Origin of the sequence: Planococcus citreus, from assembly GCF_003664125.1 — a bacterium.
GTDB classification, from domain to species: domain Bacteria; phylum Bacillota; class Bacilli; order Bacillales_A; family Planococcaceae; genus Planococcus; species Planococcus citreus.
The window spans coordinates 1-23,458 of record NZ_RCCP01000008.1 but is presented as its reverse complement, the minus strand read 5'-3'; the positions used below and the strand labels follow the sequence as shown (position 1 = coordinate 23,458).

Below are 23,458 nucleotides of genomic sequence, written 5' to 3'. Positions count from 1 at the left end.
TCGTTTATGGCTAAATCGATAAGTTTCCGCCCGGCGCTATGCCGGACGGTTTCTTCTATATATACGTTATTCAATCGTGCCTACTGGTGATTCTTCGTCAGCGATCGGCAGGATATTCAGTGAATCTGCAGGTTGAAGATCGTCTTCTTCATCCAAATCGCGCAATTCGATTTCTTCATCGTCGATTGTGAGCATCTTAACGTCCATGCCCAAACTTTGAAGCTCTTTGATCAATACTTTGAAGGATTCCGGAACGCTTGGTTCTGGAACACTTTCACCTTTGACAATCGCTTCGTACGTTTTCACACGGCCGACCACGTCATCTGATTTAACTGTCAAGATTTCTTGGAGTGTATGTGCAGCACCGTATGCTTCAAGTGCCCAAACTTCCATCTCCCCGAAACGCTGACCGCCAAATTGCGCTTTACCGCCGAGTGGCTGTTGCGTAACCAGTGAGTAAGGTCCAGTTGAACGTGCATGGAGTTTATCGTCAACCATGTGTGCCAGTTTAATCATGTACATGATCCCGACAGATACGCGGTTGTCGAATGGCTCACCGGAGCGGCCATCATAAAGGATGGTTTTTCCGTCGCGTGGCATCCCGGCTTCTTCCATTGTTTCCCAGACATCTTCTTCATTCGCGCCATCAAATACGGATGATGCCATGTGAAGGCCTAGAGAACGAGAAGCCATACCAAGGTGAAGTTCAAGCACCTGTCCGATATTCATACGGGACGGAACACCAAGCGGGTTCAACATGATATCGATCGGCGTGCCATCCGGCATGAACGGCATGTCTTCTTCCGGCAAGATGCGGGAAATAACACCTTTGTTCCCGTGACGTCCGGCCATCTTGTCCCCGACGGAGATTTTCCGTTTTTGGACAATATAAGCACGTACCAATTGGTTGACGCCCGGCGGCAATTCGTCGCCGTCTTCGCGGTTGAAGATTTTCACATCAAGTACGATCCCGCCTGCACCGTGAGGCACACGCAAGGAAGTATCGCGTACTTCACGCGCTTTTTCACCGAAGATTGCATGAAGCAGGCGTTCTTCTGCTGTCAGTTCCGTAACCCCTTTAGGCGTTACTTTACCGACTAGGATGTCGCCATCTTTCACTTCAGCACCGACACGGATGATGCCGCGGTCGTCTAAGTTGCGCAAAGCATCTTCGCCGACGTTCGGGATATCGCGCGTGATTTCTTCAGGCCCGAGTTTTGTATCACGGGAATCGGATTCGTATTCTTCAATATGGACTGACGTGTAGACGTCATCTTTAACGAGGCGCTCACTCATGATGATCGCATCCTCATAGTTAAAGCCATCCCAAGTCATGAATCCGACAAGCACGTTACGGCCAAGTGCCATTTCGCCGCGTTCCATTGAAGGTCCATCGGCTAGGATATCGCGTTTTTCTACACGATCGCCGACTTTGACGATCGGGCGCTGGTTATAGCTGGTACCTTGGTTTGAACGGATGAATTTTTGCAGGCGGTACGTATCCACATCGCCTTTGACTTCATTGCCTTCTACGTTTTCGATGCGGCGAACGCGGATTTCTTTCGCTTCAACGAATTCAACAATTCCGCCATGCTTCGCGATTACGGCAGCACCTGAATCACGTGCAGCCAAGTGCTCCATGCCAGTTCCGACAAACGGAGCTTCTGGATTCAATAGAGGCACAGCTTGGCGCTGCATGTTCGCTCCCATCAATGCACGGTTGGAGTCATCGTTTTCAAGGAACGGAATACAAGCAGTCGCAACAGACACGACTTGTTTTGGAGAAACATCCATATAATCGATGCTAGAACGGCTGTAAACAGTGTTCTCGCCGCGGAAGCGGGCAACGACTTCTTCTTCGACAAACGATCCGTCTTCATTCAAGCGCGAATTCGCCTGAGCGACAACATAGTTGTCTTCTTCATCAGCCGTTAAATAGTCGATTTGGTCGGTGACTTTATTCGTCTCCGGATCGACGCGGCGATAAGGTGTTTCGATGAATCCGAATTTATTCACTTTCGCAAATGTTGAAAGCGTGTTAATCAAGCCGATGTTCGGGCCCTCAGGCGTTTCGATCGGGCACATGCGGCCATAGTGAGAGTAGTGAACGTCACGCACTTCAAAGCCGGCGCGTTCACGTGTCAAACCACCGGGCCCAAGCGCAGATAGACGGCGTTTATGCGTCAATTCAGCAAGCGGGTTCGTTTGGTCCATGAACTGGGACAATTGGGAGCTGCCGAAGAACTCTTTAATCGATGCAATAACCGGGCGGATATTAATCAATTGCTGCGGTACGATCGATTGCGTGTCGTTGATCGACATACGCTCGCGCACCACGCGCTCCATACGGGACAAACCGATACGGAATTGGTTCTGTAGAAGTTCGCCAACTGAACGCAGACGACGGTTACCTAGGTGGTCAATATCATCTGTGTTGCCGACGCCATGCAGCAAGTTGAAGAAGTAGCTGATAGACGAGATGATATCCGCAGGCGTTACGTTTTTGATCTTGTCTTCGATATATGCATTGCTGATAACAGTGATTTCTTTTTGCTCATCGTCATTTGGCGCATAGATTTTAATGGATTGAAGTGTTACGTCGTCTTCAAGAACGCCTCCAGCTTGGGAAACGGTATGGAAACCAACGCCATTCTCCAAATTAGGGATCAAGCGGTCAAGGACACGGCGGTCAATAACAGTTCCAGCTTCTACTAAAATTTCGCCCGTTTCAGGATCGACGAGTGTTTCTGCAATCGTCTGATTAAACAAGCGGTTTTTAATATGAAGCTTTTTGTTCATCTTGTAACGGCCGACATTCGCCAAGTCATAGCGTTTTGGGTCGAAGAAACGCGAGTAAAGTAAGCTCTTAGCGCTCTCTACTGTCGGTGGCTCTCCAGGGCGAAGGCGTTCGTAAATTTCAAGAAGCGCTTTTTCCGTGTTTTCGGTGTTATCTTTTTCCAAAGTGTTTTGCAAATACTCGTTATCGCCGAGCAATTCAATGATTTCCTGATCGGAACCAAAGCCTAATGCACGCAGAAGAACCGTTACAGGCAATTTGCGTGTGCGGTCGATACGTACGTATACGACATCTTTTGCATCGGTTTCATACTCAAGCCATGCACCACGATTTGGAATGACAGTAGCGCCAAAACCTCGTTTGCCGTTTTTATCTGTCTTGTCGTGGAAATAAACACTTGGCGAGCGGACTAATTGCGAAACGATGACGCGCTCTGCGCCGTTGATGACGAAAGTTCCAGTCTCCGTCATCAATGGGAAATCACCCATGAAGACATCCTGTTCTTTCACTTCATCCGTTTCTTTGTTGTGAAGACGCACTTTTACGCGAAGTGGTGCTGCGTAAGTAACGTCCCGTTCTTTCGATTCATCAACCGGGTACTTAGGATCCGCTAGGCTGTAGTCGACGAATTCCAAGGAAAGGTTTCCTGTGAAATCTTCGATTGGTGAAATGTCGCGGAACATTTCACGAAGCCCCTCTTCTAAGAACCATTCGTAAGAAGACGATTGGATCTCAATCAGATTCGGGAGATCTAGAACTTCACTGATTCTCGAAAAACTTCTGCGTTGACGATGCTGACCGTACTGAACTAGTTGACCTGTCAACTTATTCACCCCTCAATAAAACGATTATAGGACTTTGCGACATCTGTAAAATAGTGTATGATATCGAAAAGACAAAAAGAAAACGAGACCGCATATGAGCTCATTTTCGGTTTACACATGTTAAAACTGGCCGCCATGCTCTGCCCGAAAAAGGGCAAACGACCTCAAAATAATATTTTTTGCATTTTATTATAATATCACAGGCGTTTTGTCAAGTCAAACTTTTCTGGCCTCGAAAATAAAGTAACCTTTCTTCTTATCAGCCACCCGAACCTCACCAAACAACTGCTGCAATTTCTCTTCAGTCGAAGGGGCTCCCTGCTTTTTCTGTATAACAACCCATAACGATCCGGAAGCCACAAGTTTTGCATACGCTTCTTCATAAAACCGGAAAATCGTCTCTTTACCCGCACGAATTGGCGGATTTGTTAAAATAGCGCCGAATCCTTGTTGCTCAACATTGGACAAGCCGTCGCTTTCATAGACTGAAACATTTTCAACACCGTTTAACACGGTGTTTTTTTGTGCGAGTTCAATGGCTCTGGCATTAATGTCCACCATGTGCACATGTCTTTGTGGAAATGCTTTGGCGATAGCCATTCCGATCGGTCCATACCCACAACCCACATCGAGGATAGGCCCTTCTACAGACGGTTCATCAAACGCCTCAATCAATAGCCGCGAACCGAAATCGACATCATTTTTACTGAAAACGCCTGAATCCGTTTGAAACCGGAACGTCTCGCCCCGCAATGTGTAGGTCCACTCTTGGGGTTTGCTTTTAGTTTGAGGATTTTTGGAATAATAGTGTTGGGACATACGGAGCCCTCCTTCCATCATACAATCTCAAGTTCTCACTGGATTGGATTTAAAAAGAAGAAAAAGCCCGTCGGTGAATACTGACGAGCTTTCTTTCTTATAATATAGGTGAATTATTTAACTTCTACAGAAGCGCCAACTTCTTCAAGTTTAGCTTTGATTTCTTCAGCTTCTTCTTTAGTAGCGCCTTCTTTAAGAGCTTTAGGAGCTTCGTCAACAAGACCTTTCGCTTCTTTCAAGCCAAGGCCTGTAACTTCGCGAACAACTTTGATGACTTTGATTTTTTGGTCGCCAGCAGAGTTAAGGATTACGTCGAACTCAGTTTGCTCTTCTTCAGCAGCGCCACCAGCAGCAGCTGCAGCAACTGGAGCAGCAGCAGTTACGCCGAACTCGTCTTCGATTGCTTTTACTAGGTCGTTAAGTTGAAGAATTGTCATTTCTTTGATTGCGTCTAGAATTTGTTCTTGTGTCATTATAATTTCCTCCTATGATAGGTAATTTTTTGTCGTACTCAGGATGCTAAGAGATTAAGCGCCCTGTTCTTCTTTTTGGTCTGCAACTGCTTTTGTAGTAGCAGCGAAGTTGCGGACTGGAGCTTGTAGTACGCTGAGTAGCATAGACAATAGGCCATCGCGTGATGGAAGTTCAGCAAGAGCTTTCATTTCATCTGCAGATGCAACATTGCCTTCGATGATACCGGCTTTAATTTCTAGTGCTTCGTTGCCTTTTGCGAAATCGTTGATGATTCGCGCTGGAGCAACGACGTCTTCGTTCGAGAATGCGATAGCGTTCGGTCCTGTGAAGTGTTCGTTGATCGCTTCAAGGCCGTGAACTTCTGTCGCGCGGCGAGTCATGGAGTTTTTGTAAACTTTAAACTCGATGCCTTCCTCACGAAGCTGTTTACGAAGTTCTGTAAGTTGGGCAACGTTCAAACCGCGATAGTCAACAACGACAACCGATGCAGCAGCGTTGAATTTGTCAGCGATTGTTTGCACAACAACTTTTTTCGTTTCAATTGCTTTGCTCATGTGGGCACCTCCTATAGATTTGTCATTCATACCGTCCGTCCATAAGAAAAGCCTCTGGTCCAGTACAGACGCAGAGGCATAAAATCAGCATCAATTAAGATGGAATCTGAATTCATCATGTCCTCGGCAGGGATTCATTAAGCGGCAAGCCGCCCCTACTGTCTGCGGTACAAATGGTTATTTCACAACTTCGCCAGTATAACGAAGTTGTGAAAGAATGTCAATATTTTATTTAACTACTACTTTTGCAGGGTCTACTTTGACAGCAGGTCCCATTGTAGTCGTTACGTTTAGTGATTTCATGTACGTGCCTTTAGCAGCAGATGGCTTAGCTTTCAAGATCACGTCATAGATTGCTTGCAAGTTTTCAGCAAGTTTGTCGTCTTCGAAAGACACTTTGCCGATCGGCGCGTGAATGATACCGGATTTTTCTGCACGGTATTCCACTTTACCAGCCTTGATTTCCTGAACAGCTTTCGCTACATCAAATGTAACAGTTCCTGTTTTCGGGTTTGGCATCAAGCCTTTTGGTCCAAGAACGCGTCCAAGTTTACCAACTTCGCCCATCATGTCCGGAGTAGCGACGATAACGTCGAATTCGAACCAGCCTTGTTGGATTTTCTGGATGTACTCAGCATCGCCGACATAGTCAGCGCCTGCTTCTTGAGCTTCTTTCAGTTTATCGCCTTTAGCAAAAACCAAAACGCTTTGAGTTTTACCAGTACCGTTTGGAAGCACGACTGCCCCACGGATTTGCTGGTCATTTTTACGCGTGTCGATTCCTAGGCGGAAAGCGACTTCTACAGTAGCGTCGAAGTTAACTGTGCTTGCCTTTTTTGCAAGTTCGATAGCTTCTTTCGCTTCGTAGAGCTTAGAACGGTCGATCAGTTTTGCTGCTTCTTGCAGCTTTTTGCCTGTTTTAGCCATTTTAAACGTCCTCCTTGTTGTGGTCTAACGGATTGAACCTCCCACGATTAAGGGCTGCGCTGTTCGCGTTGAACTGCGCAACCCATCCAAAAACAACTTCTTGAAATTAGTCTTCGATTGTAATGCCCATGCTGCGAGCAGTACCTTCAACCATCAACATTGCAGCTTCAACTGAAGCGGCATTTAGATCTGGCATTTTAGTTTCTGCGATTTCGCGAACTTGGTCGCGTTTCACAGTCGCTACTTTATTGCGGTTCGGTTCACCTGAACCTGATTCAATACCTGCTGCTTTCTTCAATAGAACTGCAGCTGGCGGAGTTTTCGTAATGAAAGTAAATGAACGGTCTTCAAATACCGAAATCTCAACCGGAATAATAAGTCCTGCTTGTTCAGCAGTACGCGCGTTAAATTCTTTACAGAAGCCCATGATGTTGACGCCTGCTTGACCTAGTGCTGGTCCTACTGGCGGCGCTGGGTTAGCTTTTGCTGCAGGAATCTGCAATTTTACGACTTTAACTACTTTTTTAGCCACGAAACACACCTCCTTAAGTCCGTGATGTGGTAATAGGGTTGCCCCTCCCACTCATATCTGTCCGTCAACTTGATTTTCGTTGATAGAATTAATTGGTTTGTACAGATGCTGCGCTTTGGCAGTCTGACCTATGAAATGATACCACCATTGCAAAAAAATAGCAAGGGGCGTTGTTATACTTTTTGGACCTGCTCGAAATCGAGTTCCATTTTCGTTTCGCGCCCAAAGATGTCGATCGACACTTTGACTTTGCCTTTCGTGTCATCGATTTCCTCGACTTTCCCTTGGAAGTTGGCGAATGGCCCTTCCATTACTTCGACGGTGTCAGCGACTGCGAAATCGATATCCACTTTGCGTTCGGTCATGCCCATTTGCTTGAGGATGAAATCAACTTCTTCTTCTAAAAGAGGCGTCGGTTTCGCTCCCCCGCCCGATGAACCGATAAATCCGGTCACACCCGGCGTATTGCGGACGACGTACCAAGACTCATCCGTCATGACTAGTTCTACTAGCACGTAACCCGGGAAGGTTTTGCGCATGACTGTGCGTTTTTTTCCGTCTTTGAAATCTGTTTCCTGTTCTTCAGGGATGATGACGCGGAAGATCAAATCTTCCATTCCCATTGTTTCTACGCGCTTTTCCAGGTTCGCTTTTACCTTATTTTCATAACCGGAATACGTATGGACTACATACCAATTTTTCTCCATATTCGAGCGGACTAAGCGTCCATCCCTCCTTTTTTACAAATGAAAAAACCCGTTCCATGGAATGACGGGCTATTTTTCGTTATTCTTATGACTGTGTTACAGTGCCAGGAACCAACGGAATAATTCCGATATGCCGGTATCGATCAATGCGAAGAAAAGAGCCATGAAGATGACCGTTGACAAGACGACGATTGTATAGCGCGTCAATTCCTTGCGTTTTGGCCAGCTGACTTTTCTCATTTCCGAAACGACATTTTTAAAGAAATCGCCAATGTTACCCATTATCGTAAAAACCTCCGAATTTCAAAATCACTCTATATCGTCCGGCATTCAAAGTAATACTATTTCGTTTGTTTATGCACGGTATGCTCGTTGCAATGAGCACAGAATTTTTTGAGTTCCAAACGTGTGCTTGAATCCGCTTTCGCAGGTACCGCATAATTGCGGGAAGCACATTTCGAGCAGCTCAACACGATTTTTTTAGCCATTATTCTCACCTTGCTCTATTTTACAGCTTTTTCAAGAGTATCATCATAAAAACTTGCTGTCAATAGTACTTACGAGGACCGGCTTTCACTCGCCTGCAGATGCCGCTCAAGTTTCCGCTTGACCCGCTGCAAGGCATTGTCGATTGATTTTACATGCCGTTCCAGCTTTTCAGAGATTTCCTGATAAGACTGCCCATCGAGATATAGCGTCAACACTTCACGTTCCAGTTCACTCAACACTTCATCCATTTTGCCTTCCATGTACCGGAATTCTTCATTATGGATCATCAATTCTTCCGGGTCGTCCGCGCCGCTTCCGGCAAGCACATCCATCAATGTCCGGTCCGACTCTTCATCGTAGATCGGCTTGTCGAGAGAGACATAAGAATTCAGCGGGATATGCTTCTGGCGAGTGGCTGTCTTGATCGCCGTGATGATCTGGCGGACGATGCATAGCTCTGCAAATGCGCGGAATGAAGACAGTTTATCGCTCCTGAAGTCACGGATCGCTTTGTACAAGCCGATCATGCCTTCTTGGATGATGTCTTCTTTATCTGCGCCAATGAGAAAATAGGAACGGGCTTTCATCCGCACAAACGGACGGAACTTGGTGATAAGAAAATCCAAGGCTTCCGTATTGCCGCTATGGACCAGACCGACAAGTTCTTCATCTGCCATTTCAGTAAAGTTACGGTTGCGAACTTGCTCAAAATTTTCCACGGGTGATCCCTCCGATTGGGTGAGCCTCGATATTTCCAGTATACAGGAAGAAAAATTTGAGCGTCAACAGTTCATTTGAGGCCTCGTCGCCATTTTTCGAAAATTTCTGCCACTTCTCCTTCAAGTGGAATCTTGGAGATGGAGCGCTGCTCTTGGATCTCACGCACTTTCTTTGCAATGCGCTTGTCAATTTCCTCCATCTCGATTTCCAATTCACGCGCGGAGATGCGCAAAGCTCCTTTAGCAAAAATCACCCATTGTTCGGTCGAGTCGGATGTGGCGACGTAAATTTGGTCGCGCCGGCTATTCAGGCTGATCGCCAGCTTTTCAATCCGTTCATCGGCCGTCTCACTGGAACGGGTGAAAATGACTTCCACTTCGCTGTGCAAATTTTTCGCTTCGATGCCGGGCACCAGATGGGCATCGAACACAATGATGACGCGCCACCCTTTGAACCCTTGATATTCGGCCATCCGTTCGATCAACCGGTCGCGCGCGTCTGCCAGGCGTTCTTTCTTCAGCGCTGTTAGTTCTGCCCAATCGCCAATGATGTTATAACCATCTACCAGCAGAATATTCATGGCATCACCCGATTGGATGGCGCTTGCGGTAGACTTCATACATCAACAGGCTGGCAGCCACCGATGCATTCAACGAAGTCACATGGCCGACCATCGGCAATTGATAAAGGAAGTCGCATTTATCGCGCAAGATGCGGCTCATGCCTTTGCCTTCGCTGCCGATGATGACGGCAAGTGGCAAGGTCGCATCCATGCGCCTGTAGTCCACCGATTCTTTGGCGTCGGTGCCGGCGATCCATACGCCACGCTTTTTCAATTCATCGACCGTCTGAGACAAATTATTAACGCGCACAACCGGCACGTGTTCAATCGCCCCAGTCGATGATTTCGCGACAACGCCGGTCAAGCCGACTGCACGGCGCTGCGGGATGATCAAGCCGTGGGCGCCCACGGCATCTGCCGTGCGCATGATCGACCCAAGATTATGCGGGTCTTCCAGTTCATCGAGGATGAGGAAGAACGGATCTTCTTGCTTGTCTTGGGCTTTCGCGAACAACTCTTCCAGTTCTGCATAGCGGTACGCCGCGACTGCTGCGGCAATTCCCTGGTGATTGGTATCAGTCAGCCCATCGATTTTCTTCTTCGGGACAAACTGCACCAGTACTTTTTGTTCTTTTGCCAATTGCAGAAGTTCTGCAATGCCTTTTTTCTGGACGCCTTCCGCGACCCAGATTTTATTGATGTCGTGCTTGGCGCGCAATGCTTCTAGCACCGGATTTTTGCCTCCGATGATTTCAGGTGTTTCCTCCGTCATTTGACCACTCCTCTCGGCTCTTCAGCGATGCTGATGGCATAATTGATCAACTCATCCAGCCGCTCCTGCTCTTCTTTTAAATACAACCAGCCGAGCACCGCTTCAAAGGCGGTGCTGAAATTATAGGTCTGGACATCGGTATTTCTCGGTACCGAACCGGATTTTGCATTGCGGCCCCTCCGCATGATGGCAAGCTCCGTTTCAGTCAGGACGCCTTCATCAACAAAGCGCTTCAAAATGAACGCCTGGGACTTAGCCGAAACGAACGCCGTCGAAGACCGGTGAAGGATATTCGGCTTCACACGGCCCGCGTGAAGCAAGTGTGCACGCACTGCCGTCTCGTAAACGGCATCTCCCATATAAGCGAGTGCCAAGGCATTCAATTGATCAACGTCTTGTTTTCTCAATACCATGCCGATTAGCCTCTCTTCCAGCGTGTACCTTGCGCTGTATCTTCCAAAATGATGTTCTGTTCTTTCAATTGGTCGCGGATTTCATCCGATCTTGCGAAATCACGGTTTTTGCGTGCTTCGATACGCTCTTCCAATAATGCTTCAATTTCCGCATCCAAAAGCTCCGATTGCGCAAACGGCAAGCCAAGAACTTCCACCAACTCATCAAACACATCGATGAAAGTTTGAAGAACCGGTTCAGCCGTCTGTTTCTCAAGCAAGTAAGTATTCGCAAGTTTCGACAGGTCGAACAGCTTTGAGATGGCATTCGCCGTATTGAAATCATCGTCCATTGTTTCGATGAATTCCTGCTTGATCGCTTCGATTTTCGACAGCCAAATATCGTTATGGTCGCCAAGGCCGGCTGAATTCTCCAAGCGGTGTTTAACATTGCCATACGCCGTACGGATCCGCTCCATCCCGGCTTTTGCGTCTTCTACCAATCCTTTGGAGTAATTGATCGGATGGCGATAATGAACCGACAGCATAAACAAACGCAATACTTGCGGGTCAAGTTCTTTTAGAATGTCATTGACCAATACGAAGTTATTCAAGGACTTGGACATTTTTTCGTTTTCAATATTAATATACCCGTTATGCATCCAATAACGCGCAAACGGCTTGCCCGTATAAGCTTCCGATTGGGCGATTTCATTTTCATGGTGTGGGAACGTCAAATCCTGGCCGCCGGCATGGATATCGATCGTATCGCCAAGGTGTTCTCTTGCCATCACCGAGCATTCGATATGCCAGCCCGGGCGTCCTTTGCCCCATGGGCTTTCCCAGGAAATTTCGCCAGGTTTTGCCGCTTTCCATAATACGAAATCCAGGGCATCCTGTTTTTTATCGCCAGCTTCGATACGGGCGCCGACTTTCAATTCATCTACCGACTGATGGGATAATTTCCCATATCCGTCGAATTTACGCGTATGGTAATACACATCGCCTTGCGATTCATAGGCATAGCCTTTTTCGATGAGCGCTTCAATAAACTCCACGATTTGCGGCATATGCCCCGTAACACGCGGATGGACATCTGCTTCTGCGCAGCCGAGTGCTTTCGTGTTGTCGAAATATGCAGTGATAAAGCGTTCTGCAATTTCCGGCACTTCCTCGCCAAGTTCATTTGCCGCTTTGATTAATTTATCGTCGACATCCGTGAAATTCGATACATATTTTACGTCGTACCCGCGGTATTCCAAGTAACGGCGCACTGTGTCATACACGATGACTGGGCGGGCGTTACCGATATGGATGTAGTTGTAGACAGTCGGGCCGCACACATACATTTTCACTTTGCCTTCTTCAAGCGGCACGAACGCTTCTTTTTGACGCGTCAATGAATTAAAAATCTGGATACTCATAGTAACTTCCCTTCTTCCTGCTGCTGGTTATTTTCTCTTTTCAATTGTTCCACTTCACGCTGCAAGGCAGCGATTTTCATTTCCATGCCATCGCATTTATCCATGACCGGATCCGGCATGTTCTGGTGGTTTAAATCTCGCTTTTTCACTTTAACGCCGTCCTGAATGACGACTTTTCCTGGGATGCCGACAACCGTCGAATTCGGCGGCACGTCTTTCAAAACGACCGATCCCGCTCCGACTTTGGAGTTTTCGCCTACCGTAATCGAGCCGAGCACTTTGGCGCCTGTCGCGACCAGCACGTTATCTGCGAGTGTCGGATGGCGTTTCCCGCGCTCTTTGCCGGTTCCCCCAAGTGTAACGCCTTGATAGAGCGTCACATCGTTGCCGATTTCACAGGTTTCCCCAACAACGACACCCATGCCGTGGTCGATAAACAAACGCCGGCCGATGACGGCACCCGGATGGATTTCAATTCCTGTGAAGAAGCGGCTGACTTGGGAAATCGCCCGCGCGATGAAAAACAGTTTCTTCTTAAAGAAGAAATGCGCCAAACGGTGGGCCCAGATGGCGTGCAGTCCGGCGTACGTCAGCACCACTTCAAAATAACTGCGGGCAGCAGGGTCTTGTTCAAAAATAACATCAATATCTTCTTTCAATAATTTCCACATCCGGCATTCTCCTTTCTGTTCCAATATAAAAAGCGCCCCTGTCAATTGCTTGACAGAGACGCTTTCCCGCGCGGTTCCACTCTGATTAAAAGGACATGTCCTTTTCTCTCGAAGCCTTTAACGCAGGCAAACGTCTGGTCTACTCGTTTCGACTCAGCACTCGGGGAGGCATTTCAGGAACGCAGCGGCACAGGTCACTTACAGCCGGTGATGACCCTCTCTTTTGAGCATGCTTTCCTTACTTCTTCCCGTCAACGTTTTGATAATTGGTAAATTCATTGTACACGCTTATGCGCATAAGTCAAAACTTTATGCCCCTGCGTATTGGCCGACGCGCGCAATCGCTTTTTCCTTGCCAAGAAGCGCAATCGCATCCGGCAATTCCGGTCCGTGCGTCTGCCCTGTCGTCACGACGCGGATCGGCATGAAGAGGTTTTTCCCTTTATGGCCAGTCGCTTTTTGTACCGCTTTGATCGCGGATTTGATTTCAGCCGGTTCGAACGCGTCTAAAGAAGCTAGCTGCTCTTTGAAAGCCGCCATGACTTCCGGTACTTGTTCGCCACTCAAGACTTCTTTTTCGGCTTCGCCGTAATGAAGATCGTCCGTAAAGAACAAGTCGGACAACTCGACGATTTCTGCGCCAAAGCTCAATTGGTCATGGTACAAGGCGATCAATTTCTCTGCCCACTGCGCTTGCTCTTCCGATAATTCCTCCGGCAGCTTGCCTGCTTTTTGAAGATGTGGCAATGCTAGTCCCACCACTTCTTCAAGCGACATTTGCTTGATGTATTGGTTGTTCATCCATGTCAATTTTTGCTTATCGAACATCGACGGCGATTTCGACAAACGCTCGGTGTCGAAAATGCGGATCAATTCTTCTTTCGAGAAGATCTCTTCTTCGCCTTCTGGAGACCAGCCGAGCAGCGCAAAGAAGTTAAACAGCGCTTCCGGAATATAGCCAAGGTCTTTGTACTGGGAAATGAACTGGATAATCGACTCGTCGCGCTTCGATAGCTTCTTGCGATCTTCGTTGACGATCAAGGTCATGTGTCCGTAAGTTGGATGATCCCAGCCGAACGAATCGTAGACCATTTGCTGTTTCGGCGTATTCGACAAATGCTCTTCCCCGCGGAACACGTGGGTGATCTTCATCAAATGGTCATCGATGACCACTGCGAAGTTATACGTCGGGATGCCGTTCGTCTTCACGACAACCCAGTCGCCGACATCTTTTGATTCGAATGAAATCTCGCCGCGCACCATGTCATCGAATTTATACGTGACGTCCGCCGGCACTTTCATGCGAAGGGAATACGTCTCGCCAGCCGCTTCTTTTTCAGCCACTTCTTCGGCCGTCAAATTGCGGCAAGTCCCGCTGTACTGAGGTGCCGCAACACCAGAGGCGCGCTGGGCTTCACGTTCTTTCTCAAGCGTATCCGGCGTACAGAAGCATTTGTAGATATCGCCTTTTTCCAATAGCTCATCAGCATATTTTTTGTAAATATCCAAACGCTCCATCTGGCGATATGGGCCGTATTCTCCGCCCACGTCGATCGACTCGTCGTGCTCGATGCCGAGCCATTTCAAGTTGTCAATCTGGGACATGACGCCCGTTTCAATATTGCGGGCAGTATCCGTGTCTTCGATGCGGACGATGAATTTGCCATTCATATGGCGAGCATATAAATAATTAAATAGCGCTGTGCGGGCTCCGCCGATATGTAAATGGCCGGTCGGGCTCGGTGCATAGCGTACGCGTGTTTCTTGTGTCATTTGGTTTCCTCCTAAAATTGCCTTAATCCTTTAGTTATTCTATCACTCCGGAACGTCCAGCGAAAGCGGGCGCTGATTGAGTAGAATGACCGCGAGCGCCGCGATTCCCTCTTCCCGGCCGGTAAAGCCGAGATGTTCGGATGTCGTCGCTTTGACGTTCACTTGCGAAATATCCGCTTCTAATAGCTCCGCAATCGATGCGCGCATTTGCTCGATATAAGGCGCAAGCTTCGGTTTTTGCGCAATGACCGTGCAATCGACATTGCCGAGTTCATAACCCTGCTCTTTGACGTATTCCCAAATATGCGTCAGCAATTTCTTGGAATCGGCATCTTTAAATTCCGGATCGGTATCCGGGAAATGTTTGCCGATATCTCCCCCGCCGATTGCGCCGAGTGCTGCGTCCGTGATCGTATGCAATAGCACATCCGCATCCGAATGGCCGAGAAGCCCGCGGTCGTGTTCGATTTCAACGCCGCCTAAAATAAACGGGCGCCCTTCTGCCAATTGATGCACATCGTATCCTTGTCCAATTCGTATCATGATTATTCCTCCTGTAATCGACTCTCAAGAATCGCTTTTCCATAAATCAAATCATCCGGTGTCGTCATCTTGACGTTCTCATACGTACTTTCGACAATCTGCACCGGGTGTCCCGTCCGTTCGACAAGCATCGCCTCGTCCGTCCCGAGGAACCCGTCGGCTTGCGCCCGTTGCGCCGCTTCCATCAAGAGTTTGTAACGGAATGCCTGCGGCGTCTGGATCATCCACAGCTCCGCACGATCCACCGTTTCGGTAATGACGCCTTCGCGAACTTTTTTGATCGTGTCTTTTACCGGCACGCCGGCAATCGCAGCGCCGGATTCATTTGCCCGCTCCACCAACTCGCGAATGACAGCTGGGCTGATGAACGGCCGCGCAGCGTCATGCACGAGCACGACTTCGGATTGTCTTGCCATTTCAAGGCCCGCGCGCACGCTGTCTTGCCGCTCCGCTCCACCTGCTGCATAGCCTTTGACTTTCTTGATTCCATAATGCTCGACATACTTCTCGATCAGTTCGCGCTCATCTTCTTTAACCGCAAGCCACATGCCCTCACAATCCGGGTCCCGGTCAAACACTTCCAATGTATAAATGAAAATCGGTTTGCCGGACAGCTCAAGCAATAATTTATTGCGGTCGGCTTTCATTCGTTTCCCGCTGCCAGCAGCAGGCAATACGACTGTATATTTCATGACAGACATCCTTTATTTTTTTGATCCATTTTTCTTCACAGCCAGACCTTTAGGCTTGGCAAAAATCATCCGTCCTGCAGAAGTCTGCAATACGCTTGTCACTACGACGTCGATCGCTTCGCCAATATGGCCTTTGCCTTCTTCGATGACAATCATCGTGCCATCATCCAAATACGCGACTCCTTGATTTTGCTCTTTGCCGTCTTTAATGACGACCACATGCATCTCCTCGCCCGGTATGACGACAGGCTTCACTGCATTGGCGAGGTCATTGATATTCAAGACCGGCACATTATGGAGCTCACACACTTTATTCAAATTAAAATCATTCGTCACAACTTTCCCACCCATTTTCTGGGCTGCGCGCATGAGCTTCATATCGACTTCAGCCGCATCGCCAAAATCCTCTTCCGTAATCATGATCGCCCCTACGCGCTCTGTCTGCAGGCGCTTCAGGATATCGAGTCCCCGTCTGCCGCGTGTGCGCTTCAACGTGTCGGACGAATCCGCAATGTGCTGAAGCTCTGCAATCACAAATTGTGGCACGACGAACGTCCCTTCCATAAATCCGGTCTCTGAAATATCCGCAATCCGCCCATCGATGATGACGCTCGTATCGAGCAATTTATACACCGATTTTTCCACCGGTTCATCTTCTGGCTTTTTGCCGTTAGAAAGTTTGGCAGGCGCGAGCATCCCCGTCAGTTCATCGCGTTTTTGGAAACCGACCTGGAATCCCAAATAACCGAGAACAACGGAAAGAATGATCGGCGCCACTGTCGCAATTAATGGCACATCAATAGTATTTAAGGCAAAGCCGATCAAAAAGGCAACCACCAAGCCAATAATCATCCCAAGCGAGCCAAACAGCAAATCCGCTGTCGGGGCATGGAGCAGTTTGCCCTCCATCCATTTCATGAAATGGACAATCGAATCGACAAACAATAATGACAATACATAAAAAATCGCAGCACCGATAATGGCAGCGACATACGGGTTGTTGATCCAAGGATTATTAGAGATAGAAATAAGTTCAAAAGCATATGGCAAAAACAAAATTCCAACCGTAGCGCCTACTAATAAAAACAATAGCTGAATAATTTTTCGAAGCATCTATTCCACCTCCTTCTCTTGATATTATACACGTTTTATTTATGAAACTCTCTGCATAACCTTACCCTTCCAATAATAGAAAAAAAGAGGCATTGCTGCCCCCTTATTGTTGAGGGAATAATTCCTTCAGCGCCTCGTTTATAGTTTCAACACCAACGACGCGGATTCCTTCCGGAAAATCCCAACCGCCCATATTCGATTTCGGGATAATGGCACGCTTAAAGCCCAGTTTCGCCGCTTCCTGCACGCGCTGTTCAATGCGCGACACACGGCGCACCTCTCCGGTCAACCCGACTTCACCGATAATACAATCATCCACTTTCGGTGCAATATCCCGGAAACTCGAGACAATACTCGCGAGCACTGCCAAATCGATCGCCGGCTCATCCAGCTTCACGCCGCCCGCCACTTTAATATATGCATCCTGCGACTGCAGCATCAAGCCGACACGCTTCTCAAGCACCGCCATTAATAATGATACCCGGTTTTGGTCAATCCCAGTCGCCATCCGCTTCGGATAATTAAAGCTCGACGGCGTCACCAGCGCCTGGATTTCCACCAATATCGGCCGTGTTCCTTCCATGGAAGCGACAACCGTCGATCCCGCTGTCCCGCTTGAACGTTCCTGTAAAAACAACTCGGACGGATTCAATACTTCCTTCAATCCACCTTGCAGCATTTCAAAAATCGCAATTTCGTTCGTCGAACCAAAGCGGTTTTTGACACTGCGCAAAATCCGGTATGTGTGATGCCGTTCCCCTTCAAAATAAAGTACTGTATCGACCATATGTTCCAAAATACGAGGCCCGGCAATCTGCCCTTCTTTCGTCACGTGGCCGACCAGGAAAATCGCGATGTTTTTCGTTTTCGCCACCCGCATCAATTCCGCCGTGCTTTCACGCACTTGCGTCACGCTGCCGGGCGCTGATGTCACTTCCGGATGATAAACCGTCTGAATCGAATCGACAATAACGAAATCCGGCTCTACTTCCTCAATCGTATGATGGATCAGCTCCAAGTTGGTTTCCGCAAAAATCAATAAGTCTCCCGAAACCGCATCCAGCCGCTCCGCACGCATTTTCGTCTGGCGAATTGACTCCTCACCTGAAATATACAACACTTTCTTGCCAGCTTTCGCAAGAAGCGCCGAGACTTGCAACAGCAAAGTTGATTTCCCGATCCCCGGGTCGCCCCCAATCAAAACAAGCGAACCGGAAACAATCCCGCCGCCGAGCACGCGGTTCAATTCTTCCATTTCCGTTTTCGTCCTTGGCTCTTCTTTCGTTTCAATCGAATTGATCGGTGTCGCTTTTTGGGCAATTTGCGGTGCGCTATGCTGGAATGCGCCCCTTGTGCCTTTCGGTGCTGTAACTTCCGTTTCTTCTGTCATCGTATTCCATGCCGCACAACCTGGGCATTTCCCCATCCATTTTGCAGACTCATAACCGCAGGATTGGCAGATGAACTTTATTTTTTTCTTCGCCATAGTTACCTCCTATATATAGAAAAAGCCCGCCGGAGACATATCCGGCGGGCGGGATATCGTTACGATTTCTCTACGGCCCCTTCATTCGTACGGACAATGAATTCATCACCCTGTACATCGAAAATGATTTTTTGCCCGGCAATTGCTGTACCTTTCAACAACTCTTCAGACAAACGGTCTTCGACATGTTTTTGAAGTGAGCGGCGCAAAGGACGTGCTCCGTATTCCGGATCATACCCCTCTTTGGCAATTTTATCAAGCGCTGCTTCTGTCAGCTCCAAATCGATGTCCTGTTCTTTCAAACGATCCGTCAATTGCTGTGTCATCAGCTCGACAATCTTGCGCAAATCGTTCTTTTCAAGTGAATGGAAGACAATCATATCATCGACACGGTTCAAGAATTCAGGACGGAACGCTTTCTTCAATTCCGCAAGCATTTTGCCCTTCATGTCTTTATAATCCGTCTTCGAATCTTCCAAGTTAAAGCCAACATACTTATTGTATTTCAATTCCTGTGCACCGACGTTCGACGTCATAATGATAACCGTATTACGGAAATCGACACGGCGACCTTTGGAGTCTGTCAAATGCCCATCTTCAAGCACTTGCAAGAGGATATTGAAGACTTCAGGGTGAGCTTTCTCAATTTCATCAAGCAAGACCACTGAATATGGCTTTCTGCGGACTTTCTCCGTCAGTTGGCCGCCTTCTTCATAGCCGACATAGCCTGGAGGCGAACCGACAAGGCGTGAAGTCGTATGGCGTTCCATGTACTCGGACATATCGATGCGGATCATCGCATCTTCATCCCCGAACATCGACTCCGCCAAAGCTTTCGCAAGCTCGGTTTTACCGACGCCTGTTGGCCCTAGGAAAATGAACGAGCCAATCGGACGCTTCGGATCTTTCAACCCGGCACGCGCACGGCGAATCGCTTTCGAAATCGAAGTCACCGCTTCATCTTGGCCGATTACACGGCTATGAAGAATCTGCTCCAAATTAAGCAATTTATCGGATTCTGTCTGCGCCAATCTCGATACCGGCACGCCTGTCCACATAGAGACGACTTTTGCGATATCTTCTACTGTCACTTCAGACTCTTCTTTGCCTTGCTTTTCTTTCCATTCTTTCTTCGTCTGGTCGAGCTCATCTTTCAACTTCTGCTCGGCATCACGAAGAGAAGCCGCTTTTTCGAATTCCTGGCTCTGCACCGCTTCATTCTTTTCAGAACGCGCAGCCTCAAGACGGGCTTCAAGCTCTTTCAAATCGGGTGGAGTCGTATACGAACGCAAACGCACTTTCGAACCGGCCTCATCGATCAAATCGATCGCTTTATCCGGCAAGAAACGGTCGGAAATATAACGGTCAGACATTTTCGCTGCCGCAACAATCGCTTCATCAGTAATTTTCACGCGGTGATGCGCTTCGTAACGGTCTCGCAAGCCTTTAATGATCTCGATTGATTCCTCAACCGTCGGCTCATCCACTTGAATCGGTTGGAAACGGCGCTCAAGCGCTGCATCTTTTTCGATGTATTTGCGGTACTCGTCCAATGTTGTCGCACCGATGCACTGCAATTCACCACGTGCAAGCGATGGTTTCAAGATATTCGAAGCATCGATCGCTCCTTCAGCTCCGCCAGCCCCGATCAATGTATGAAGCTCATCGATGAAGAGAATGACATTGCCCGCTTGGCGGATTTCATCCATTACCTTTTTCAAACGGTCTTCAAATTCACCGCGGTATTTCGTTCCGGCAACGACTGTACCCATATCAAGCACCATCACGCGTTTATCGCGCAATGTTTCTGGAATTTCATTGTTAACAATCTGTTGTGCAAGCCCTTCTGCGATGGCTGTTTTACCAACGCCAGGCTCCCCGATCAATACCGGGTTGTTTTTCGTTCTACGGCTCAATACTTCAATCACACGCGTGATTTCGTCACTGCGTCCAATGACTGGATCCAAGCTGCCTTCACGCGCAACTTGCGTCAAATCACGTGCCAAGCCGTCCAAAGTCGGTGTATTGGCAGAAGCATTCGGGCTTGTGCCAGTCGATGCTTGCTCGTTGCTGCCAAGTAGCTGCAACACTTGCTGGCGCGCTTTATTCAAGCTGACACCGGCATTTCCAAGTACACGTGCAGCGACTCCTTCGCCTTCACGGATTAAAGCAAGCAATAAATGCTCGGTTCCGATATAAGAGTGGCCAAGCTTGCGGGATTCATCAACAGACAGCTCGATCACTTTTTTAGCCCGCGGCGTATAATGAACAATCGGACCGACATCTTTTTCTCCGACACCGACCAGTTCTTTGACACCGTCTTCGATCAATTGTGTATTCACTTCAATTGCTTCAAGTGCTTTTGCAGCGATTCCGCCGCCTTCTCGGATCAAACCAAGCAAAATATGCTCAGTTCCGATTGATTCGTGCTTCATACGGATTGCCTCTTCTTGGGCTAATTGAAGAACTTTTTGTGCGCGTTGTGTAAATCGGTTGAACATCATGCAAAATCCTCTCCTTTTGTATTTATCCCGTTATCAGCTAACCTCTCCCGGAACAATTCCGCCCGGGCCAGGTCACGTTCCTTCGCTTCCAATGGTCGTCCCGCATACTGCTGCAAAAACGCAGGTTGCATAAAGACCATCAATTCATTCAGTATCGACATGTCTACATCCGTAATTAGATGAAGGTCGATGCCAAGTCTCACATCTGATAAACAGGTAGCGGCTTCTTCCGTATTCAACAGACGGGCGTGAGTCAGGACACCTAACGACCGGTACACCCTATCTTCAAGGAGAAGCGGAGAATTCGCATTCAACGCTTCCCTTGCTCTTCGTTCCTGTTCAATAATCTGCTCGGTCATGTTTTGCAAATCCTGCAAAATCTCATACTCCGATTTCCCCAATGTTACTTGGTTAGAAATCTGGTATACATTACCAAGCGCTTCACTTCCTTCTCCGTAAATCCCTCTAACAACCATCCCCAGACGGGATATAGCCGGGATGATCCGGTTGATTTGATGGGACATCGTTAAAGCTGGCAAATGAAGCATGACAGAAGCACGCATTCCTGTACCGGTGTTTGTAGGGCAACTGGTCAAATAACCAAATTTCTCATGAAAAGCGTATGAAAGATTTTCTTCCAAAAGCGAATCCATTTTATTCGCTATGTCATATGCTTCCTGCAAATGAAAGCCTGACTGCAAACTTTGAATCCGCATATGATCTTCTTCATTGACCATAATGCTAAGCTCTTCTTCATCCGATAATAATACGGCACTGGAATGCTGACTGTTCGCTAAATAAGGGCTAATTAAATGTTTTTCTACCAACACTTCACGCTGCAGGTCATTTAATTCCTCAATATTGATATGAGTAAACCCGTATCCAACTTCCTTTCCCTTATCCAGTAATACCGAGGAAACGGCTTTATCAACTTTCAACGCCTCATCCTCGGAAAATGCATATGGAAATTTAAACTCGTCTAAATTCCGTGCCAATCGGATTCTCGTACTCATAGCTATATCAACATGTTCACCGTTATTAGCCATCCAACTGCTCGCACGGGGTTGAAGGAAACGGTCAATCGCCAACGTCCCCACCTCCTTCAAGCTTTTCATTCAAGGCCTTTACTTGATCTCGTAGTCTTGCAGCTTCTTCAAAGTTCTCATCTTGTATCGCAGCCTGCATTTGCTTTCTCAATTCTTCAATTTCTTTTTTAATTTTCAACGTCGTTCCATAAGAAGCAGGAATCTTCCCTGTGTGTTCTGTATTTCCATTTTGCACTCGTTTCAAAATCTCAATTAACTGAGGTGAGAAAGTGCTATAACACTCAGCACAGCCGAATTTACCAAGACTCAAAAACTTTTGGAAAGTAAATCCACAAGACGGGCAAGCTGGAACTTCCTTTCTTACAGGACTCACAGCGGCTTGCTGCTTCGGAAACCAATTAGCTAATAGATTATGGATCGCCATTGGGTCTTGGTCAAAAGAAAAACTGATATTATGATTTTCTGCCGCGCAAACGTGACAGAGGTGCCTTTCTGTTAAATGGCCCTGCTGGTTTTGCTTCACGATGACTGTAGCTGGCCGTTCTCCACATTGTTCACAAATCACTTGATCACTCCTTGCCCGTTCGACTCATATTGAATAGTAAACAGCATTGCCACTAGAATCCGCGCTCGTACTTCATCTCGTACAGGAAGAGGCAGCCCGAGAGTAGAACGATCAATGGCACTCAAAATCAATTTAGCTTCACGCTTTGATATAACATCTTCACTTAAAAGCCTCCACACAATATCTTCGGCCATGGTTTGTGAAGCACCAGTTTCAAGCCTATTAATAATTTGAGCAATTAAATCTGACTTCTTATGAAGGCGTACTTTCTTAATACGAATATATCCTCCGCCACCACGCTTACTTTCAACTAAGTATCCACGATCTAATGTGAATCTGGTATTTATCACATAATTAATTTGGGATGGAACACATTGAAATTTCTCAGCAACCTCACTTCGTTTAATTTCAATATGATCCTTACCGCTTATTTCGATAATCTCTTTTAAATAACCTTCAATTATATCTGAAATATTCCGCATCGCTTTCACCTCTTTAGCGTTTAAATGCGCTAATGATTGACTTTGACTATATTTGACTTAATTATACATAAGCGTTTTACGGATATCAAATACTTAGTTTGAGATAGAAAAAGTCTCGGGTAGAATATCCCGAGACTCCTCATTCTTCGTCCATCATCCGTTTCATAAAATCTTTAGTATGACTAGATACCGAACGAGTTTTTTCTTCGACATACTTGGTTCTCCAACGGGTGCCTTCTTGCCAAACTTCTACTATATCCCCTTTATTTACATCATGAGTAAAATCTGCAATGGGGTAAGTATATTGTTCAGCAGAATCTTTTAATGAAACTAATAATGCTGTTCTTTTCTCGACCGTTTTCACTTTGTAATAACCAGCTTTCATAAGTTTTCACCTCAGTTCTTTTTTCCCTTTATACTATATTTTCAATCCTTTTTTTAATTTGAAATACAAAAAAGACCGCTACCGGAATGAACCGGTAACGGCCTTTCTACTTGCCCAGCGACGTCCTACTCTCACAGGGGGAAACCCCCAACTACCATCGGCGCAAAAGAGCTTAACTTCCGTGTTCGGGATGGGAACGGGTGTG

25 protein-coding genes, 1 rRNA gene and 2 other annotated features are annotated in these 23,458 nt (G+C 47.3%); all 26 genes read right to left on the bottom strand.

Annotated features, from left to right (window positions below; all coding sequences use genetic code 11):
* Nucleotides 1–66 precede the first annotated feature (66 nt).
* Nucleotides 67–3,621: a DNA-directed RNA polymerase subunit beta gene (gene rpoB, locus DFR62_RS16120; RefSeq protein ID WP_121301285.1), complete on the bottom strand. Its 3,555-nt coding sequence runs from the start codon at nucleotides 3,619–3,621 to the stop codon at nucleotides 67–69.
* Between the two features lie 216 nt (nucleotides 3,622–3,837).
* Nucleotides 3,838–4,440, bottom strand: a complete 603-nt coding sequence (locus tag DFR62_RS16115) for a class I SAM-dependent methyltransferase (RefSeq protein WP_121301284.1) — start codon at nucleotides 4,438–4,440, stop codon at nucleotides 3,838–3,840.
* 113 nt (nucleotides 4,441–4,553) lie between these two features.
* Nucleotides 4,554–4,913, bottom strand: coding sequence for a 50S ribosomal protein L7/L12 (gene rplL, locus DFR62_RS16110; protein ID WP_121301283.1), 360 nt, complete (start codon nucleotides 4,911–4,913; stop codon nucleotides 4,554–4,556).
* Between the two features lie 54 nt (nucleotides 4,914–4,967).
* On the bottom strand, nucleotides 4,968–5,468 hold the full coding sequence (gene rplJ / locus DFR62_RS16105) for a 50S ribosomal protein L10 (RefSeq protein ID WP_101189186.1): 501 nt from the start codon (nucleotides 5,466–5,468) through the stop codon (nucleotides 4,968–4,970).
* A 35-nt stretch (nucleotides 5,469–5,503) separates the two neighbouring features.
* Nucleotides 5,504–5,654 (bottom strand) — a sequence feature (ribosomal protein L10 leader region).
* Nucleotides 5,655–5,696: 42 nt separating this feature from the next.
* Entirely contained in the window at nucleotides 5,697–6,395 is a 699-nt protein-coding gene (gene rplA, locus DFR62_RS16100; protein ID WP_068459658.1) for a 50S ribosomal protein L1, read from the bottom strand.
* Between the two features lie 106 nt (nucleotides 6,396–6,501).
* Nucleotides 6,502–6,927, bottom strand: a complete 426-nt coding sequence (rplK, locus tag DFR62_RS16095; protein ID WP_058382184.1) for a 50S ribosomal protein L11 — start codon at nucleotides 6,925–6,927, stop codon at nucleotides 6,502–6,504.
* A 173-nt stretch (nucleotides 6,928–7,100) separates the two neighbouring features.
* Nucleotides 7,101–7,634 (bottom strand): transcription termination/antitermination protein NusG, encoded by a 534-nt coding sequence (gene nusG / locus DFR62_RS16090; RefSeq protein WP_058382185.1) that lies wholly within the window; start codon nucleotides 7,632–7,634, stop codon nucleotides 7,101–7,103.
* Nucleotides 7,635–7,730: 96 nt separating this feature from the next.
* Nucleotides 7,731–7,916, bottom strand: a complete 186-nt coding sequence (secE, locus tag DFR62_RS16085; RefSeq protein WP_058382186.1) for a preprotein translocase subunit SecE — start codon at nucleotides 7,914–7,916, stop codon at nucleotides 7,731–7,733.
* Nucleotides 7,917–7,975: 59 nt separating this feature from the next.
* Nucleotides 7,976–8,122, bottom strand: a complete 147-nt coding sequence (gene rpmG / locus DFR62_RS16080; RefSeq protein ID WP_058382187.1) for a 50S ribosomal protein L33 — start codon at nucleotides 8,120–8,122, stop codon at nucleotides 7,976–7,978.
* A 69-nt stretch (nucleotides 8,123–8,191) separates the two neighbouring features.
* Entirely contained in the window at nucleotides 8,192–8,800 is a 609-nt protein-coding gene (gene sigH / locus DFR62_RS16075) for an RNA polymerase sporulation sigma factor SigH (RefSeq protein ID WP_232787237.1), read from the bottom strand.
* 113 nt (nucleotides 8,801–8,913) lie between these two features.
* Complete coding sequence (locus DFR62_RS16070; RefSeq protein WP_121301282.1) at nucleotides 8,914–9,423, bottom strand: NYN domain-containing protein; 510 nt, start codon at nucleotides 9,421–9,423, stop codon at nucleotides 8,914–8,916.
* 4 nt (nucleotides 9,424–9,427) lie between these two features.
* Nucleotides 9,428–10,177 carry a 23S rRNA (guanosine(2251)-2'-O)-methyltransferase RlmB gene (gene rlmB, locus DFR62_RS16065; RefSeq protein ID WP_121301281.1) on the bottom strand — a complete coding sequence of 250 codons (750 nt, stop codon included), beginning with the start codon at nucleotides 10,175–10,177 and terminating at the stop codon, nucleotides 9,428–9,430.
* Entirely contained in the window at nucleotides 10,174–10,590 is a 417-nt protein-coding gene (locus DFR62_RS16060) for a Mini-ribonuclease 3 (RefSeq protein ID WP_121301280.1), read from the bottom strand. Before DFR62_RS16060 ends, rlmB begins: the two co-directional genes overlap by 4 nt.
* Nucleotides 10,591–10,595: 5 nt before the next feature.
* Nucleotides 10,596–11,993 carry a cysteine--tRNA ligase gene (cysS, locus tag DFR62_RS16055; RefSeq protein ID WP_121301279.1) on the bottom strand — a complete coding sequence of 466 codons (1,398 nt, stop codon included), beginning with the start codon at nucleotides 11,991–11,993 and terminating at the stop codon, nucleotides 10,596–10,598.
* Entirely contained in the window at nucleotides 11,990–12,664 is a 675-nt protein-coding gene (gene cysE, locus DFR62_RS16050; protein WP_058382193.1) for a serine O-acetyltransferase, read from the bottom strand. Before cysE ends, cysS begins: the two co-directional genes overlap by 4 nt.
* A gap of 51 nt (nucleotides 12,665–12,715) precedes the next feature.
* Nucleotides 12,716–12,928 (bottom strand) — a binding site (T-box leader).
* 45 nt (nucleotides 12,929–12,973) lie between these two features.
* Nucleotides 12,974–14,437: a glutamate--tRNA ligase gene (gene gltX / locus DFR62_RS16045; RefSeq protein WP_121301278.1), complete on the bottom strand. Its 1,464-nt coding sequence runs from the start codon at nucleotides 14,435–14,437 to the stop codon at nucleotides 12,974–12,976.
* A 42-nt stretch (nucleotides 14,438–14,479) separates the two neighbouring features.
* Nucleotides 14,480–14,980 (bottom strand): 2-C-methyl-D-erythritol 2,4-cyclodiphosphate synthase, encoded by a 501-nt coding sequence (gene ispF, locus DFR62_RS16040; protein WP_058382195.1) that lies wholly within the window; start codon nucleotides 14,978–14,980, stop codon nucleotides 14,480–14,482.
* 2 nt (nucleotides 14,981–14,982) lie between these two features.
* Complete coding sequence (gene ispD / locus DFR62_RS16035; protein ID WP_121301277.1) at nucleotides 14,983–15,672, bottom strand: 2-C-methyl-D-erythritol 4-phosphate cytidylyltransferase; 690 nt, start codon at nucleotides 15,670–15,672, stop codon at nucleotides 14,983–14,985.
* A gap of 12 nt (nucleotides 15,673–15,684) precedes the next feature.
* Nucleotides 15,685–16,785 carry a PIN/TRAM domain-containing protein gene (locus tag DFR62_RS16030; RefSeq protein WP_101189178.1) on the bottom strand — a complete coding sequence of 367 codons (1,101 nt, stop codon included), beginning with the start codon at nucleotides 16,783–16,785 and terminating at the stop codon, nucleotides 15,685–15,687.
* Between the two features lie 103 nt (nucleotides 16,786–16,888).
* Nucleotides 16,889–18,271, bottom strand: coding sequence for a DNA repair protein RadA (radA, locus tag DFR62_RS16025; RefSeq protein WP_121301276.1), 1,383 nt, complete (start codon nucleotides 18,269–18,271; stop codon nucleotides 16,889–16,891).
* A gap of 59 nt (nucleotides 18,272–18,330) precedes the next feature.
* Nucleotides 18,331–20,775: an ATP-dependent Clp protease ATP-binding subunit gene (locus DFR62_RS16020; protein ID WP_112233950.1), complete on the bottom strand. Its 2,445-nt coding sequence runs from the start codon at nucleotides 20,773–20,775 to the stop codon at nucleotides 18,331–18,333.
* Nucleotides 20,772–21,863 (bottom strand): protein-arginine kinase McsB, encoded by a 1,092-nt coding sequence (mcsB, locus tag DFR62_RS16015; RefSeq protein WP_121301275.1) that lies wholly within the window; start codon nucleotides 21,861–21,863, stop codon nucleotides 20,772–20,774. Before mcsB ends, DFR62_RS16020 begins: the two co-directional genes overlap by 4 nt.
* A complete protein-coding gene (locus DFR62_RS16010; protein WP_121301274.1) occupies nucleotides 21,853–22,386 on the bottom strand; it encodes a UvrB/UvrC motif-containing protein in 534 nt (177 codons plus the stop codon). The genes mcsB and DFR62_RS16010 overlap by 11 nt, the downstream gene beginning before the upstream one ends.
* Nucleotides 22,383–22,868, bottom strand: coding sequence for a CtsR family transcriptional regulator (locus DFR62_RS16005; RefSeq protein WP_058382202.1), 486 nt, complete (start codon nucleotides 22,866–22,868; stop codon nucleotides 22,383–22,385). Before DFR62_RS16005 ends, DFR62_RS16010 begins: the two co-directional genes overlap by 4 nt.
* 139 nt (nucleotides 22,869–23,007) lie before the next feature.
* Nucleotides 23,008–23,253 carry a hypothetical protein gene (locus DFR62_RS16000; protein ID WP_121301273.1) on the bottom strand — a complete coding sequence of 82 codons (246 nt, stop codon included), beginning with the start codon at nucleotides 23,251–23,253 and terminating at the stop codon, nucleotides 23,008–23,010.
* Between the two features lie 112 nt (nucleotides 23,254–23,365).
* Nucleotides 23,366–23,458 (bottom strand): 5S ribosomal RNA (gene rrf, locus DFR62_RS15995); the annotation flags it as partial.

What these genes read in the sequence shown, in the direction of transcription:
- rplA (WP_068459658.1), bottom strand. Translation starts at nt 6,395, where the DNA reads ATGGCTAAAACAGGCAAAAAGCTGCAAGAAGCAGCAAAACTGATCGAC.
- sigH (WP_232787237.1), bottom strand. Translation starts at nt 8,800, where the DNA reads ATGGCAGATGAAGAACTTGTCGGTCTGGTCCATAGCGGCAATACGGAA.
- nusG (WP_058382185.1), bottom strand. Translation starts at nt 7,634, where the DNA reads ATGGAGAAAAATTGGTATGTAGTCCATACGTATTCCGGTTATGAAAAT.
- DFR62_RS16060 (WP_121301280.1), bottom strand. Translation starts at nt 10,590, where the DNA reads ATGGTATTGAGAAAACAAGACGTTGATCAATTGAATGCCTTGGCACTC.
- ispD (WP_121301277.1), bottom strand. Translation starts at nt 15,672, where the DNA reads ATGAAATATACAGTCGTATTGCCTGCTGCTGGCAGCGGGAAACGAATG.
- rlmB (WP_121301281.1), bottom strand. Translation starts at nt 10,177, where the DNA reads ATGACGGAGGAAACACCTGAAATCATCGGAGGCAAAAATCCGGTGCTA.
- rplL (WP_121301283.1), bottom strand. Translation starts at nt 4,913, where the DNA reads ATGACACAAGAACAAATTCTAGACGCAATCAAAGAAATGACAATTCTT.
- DFR62_RS16115 (WP_121301284.1), bottom strand. Translation starts at nt 4,440, where the DNA reads ATGTCCCAACACTATTATTCCAAAAATCCTCAAACTAAAAGCAAACCC.
- cysE (WP_058382193.1), bottom strand. Translation starts at nt 12,664, where the DNA reads ATGTGGAAATTATTGAAAGAAGATATTGATGTTATTTTTGAACAAGAC.
- radA (WP_121301276.1), bottom strand. Translation starts at nt 18,271, where the DNA reads ATGGCGAAGAAAAAAATAAAGTTCATCTGCCAATCCTGCGGTTATGAG.
- DFR62_RS16000 (WP_121301273.1), bottom strand. Translation starts at nt 23,253, where the DNA reads ATGAAAGCTGGTTATTACAAAGTGAAAACGGTCGAGAAAAGAACAGCA.
- cysS (WP_121301279.1), bottom strand. Translation starts at nt 11,993, where the DNA reads ATGAGTATCCAGATTTTTAATTCATTGACGCGTCAAAAAGAAGCGTTC.
- DFR62_RS16005 (WP_058382202.1), bottom strand. Translation starts at nt 22,868, where the DNA reads ATGCGGAATATTTCAGATATAATTGAAGGTTATTTAAAAGAGATTATC.
- DFR62_RS16030 (WP_101189178.1), bottom strand. Translation starts at nt 16,785, where the DNA reads ATGCTTCGAAAAATTATTCAGCTATTGTTTTTATTAGTAGGCGCTACG.
- DFR62_RS16020 (WP_112233950.1), bottom strand. Translation starts at nt 20,775, where the DNA reads ATGATGTTCAACCGATTTACACAACGCGCACAAAAAGTTCTTCAATTA.
- ispF (WP_058382195.1), bottom strand. Translation starts at nt 14,980, where the DNA reads ATGATACGAATTGGACAAGGATACGATGTGCATCAATTGGCAGAAGGG.
- DFR62_RS16070 (WP_121301282.1), bottom strand. Translation starts at nt 9,423, where the DNA reads ATGAATATTCTGCTGGTAGATGGTTATAACATCATTGGCGATTGGGCA.
- rpmG (WP_058382187.1), bottom strand. Translation starts at nt 8,122, where the DNA reads ATGGCTAAAAAAATCGTGTTGAGCTGCTCGAAATGTGCTTCCCGCAAT.
- rplJ (WP_101189186.1), bottom strand. Translation starts at nt 5,468, where the DNA reads ATGAGCAAAGCAATTGAAACGAAAAAAGTTGTTGTGCAAACAATCGCT.
- secE (WP_058382186.1), bottom strand. Translation starts at nt 7,916, where the DNA reads ATGGGTAACATTGGCGATTTCTTTAAAAATGTCGTTTCGGAAATGAGA.
- gltX (WP_121301278.1), bottom strand. Translation starts at nt 14,437, where the DNA reads ATGACACAAGAAACACGCGTACGCTATGCACCGAGCCCGACCGGCCAT.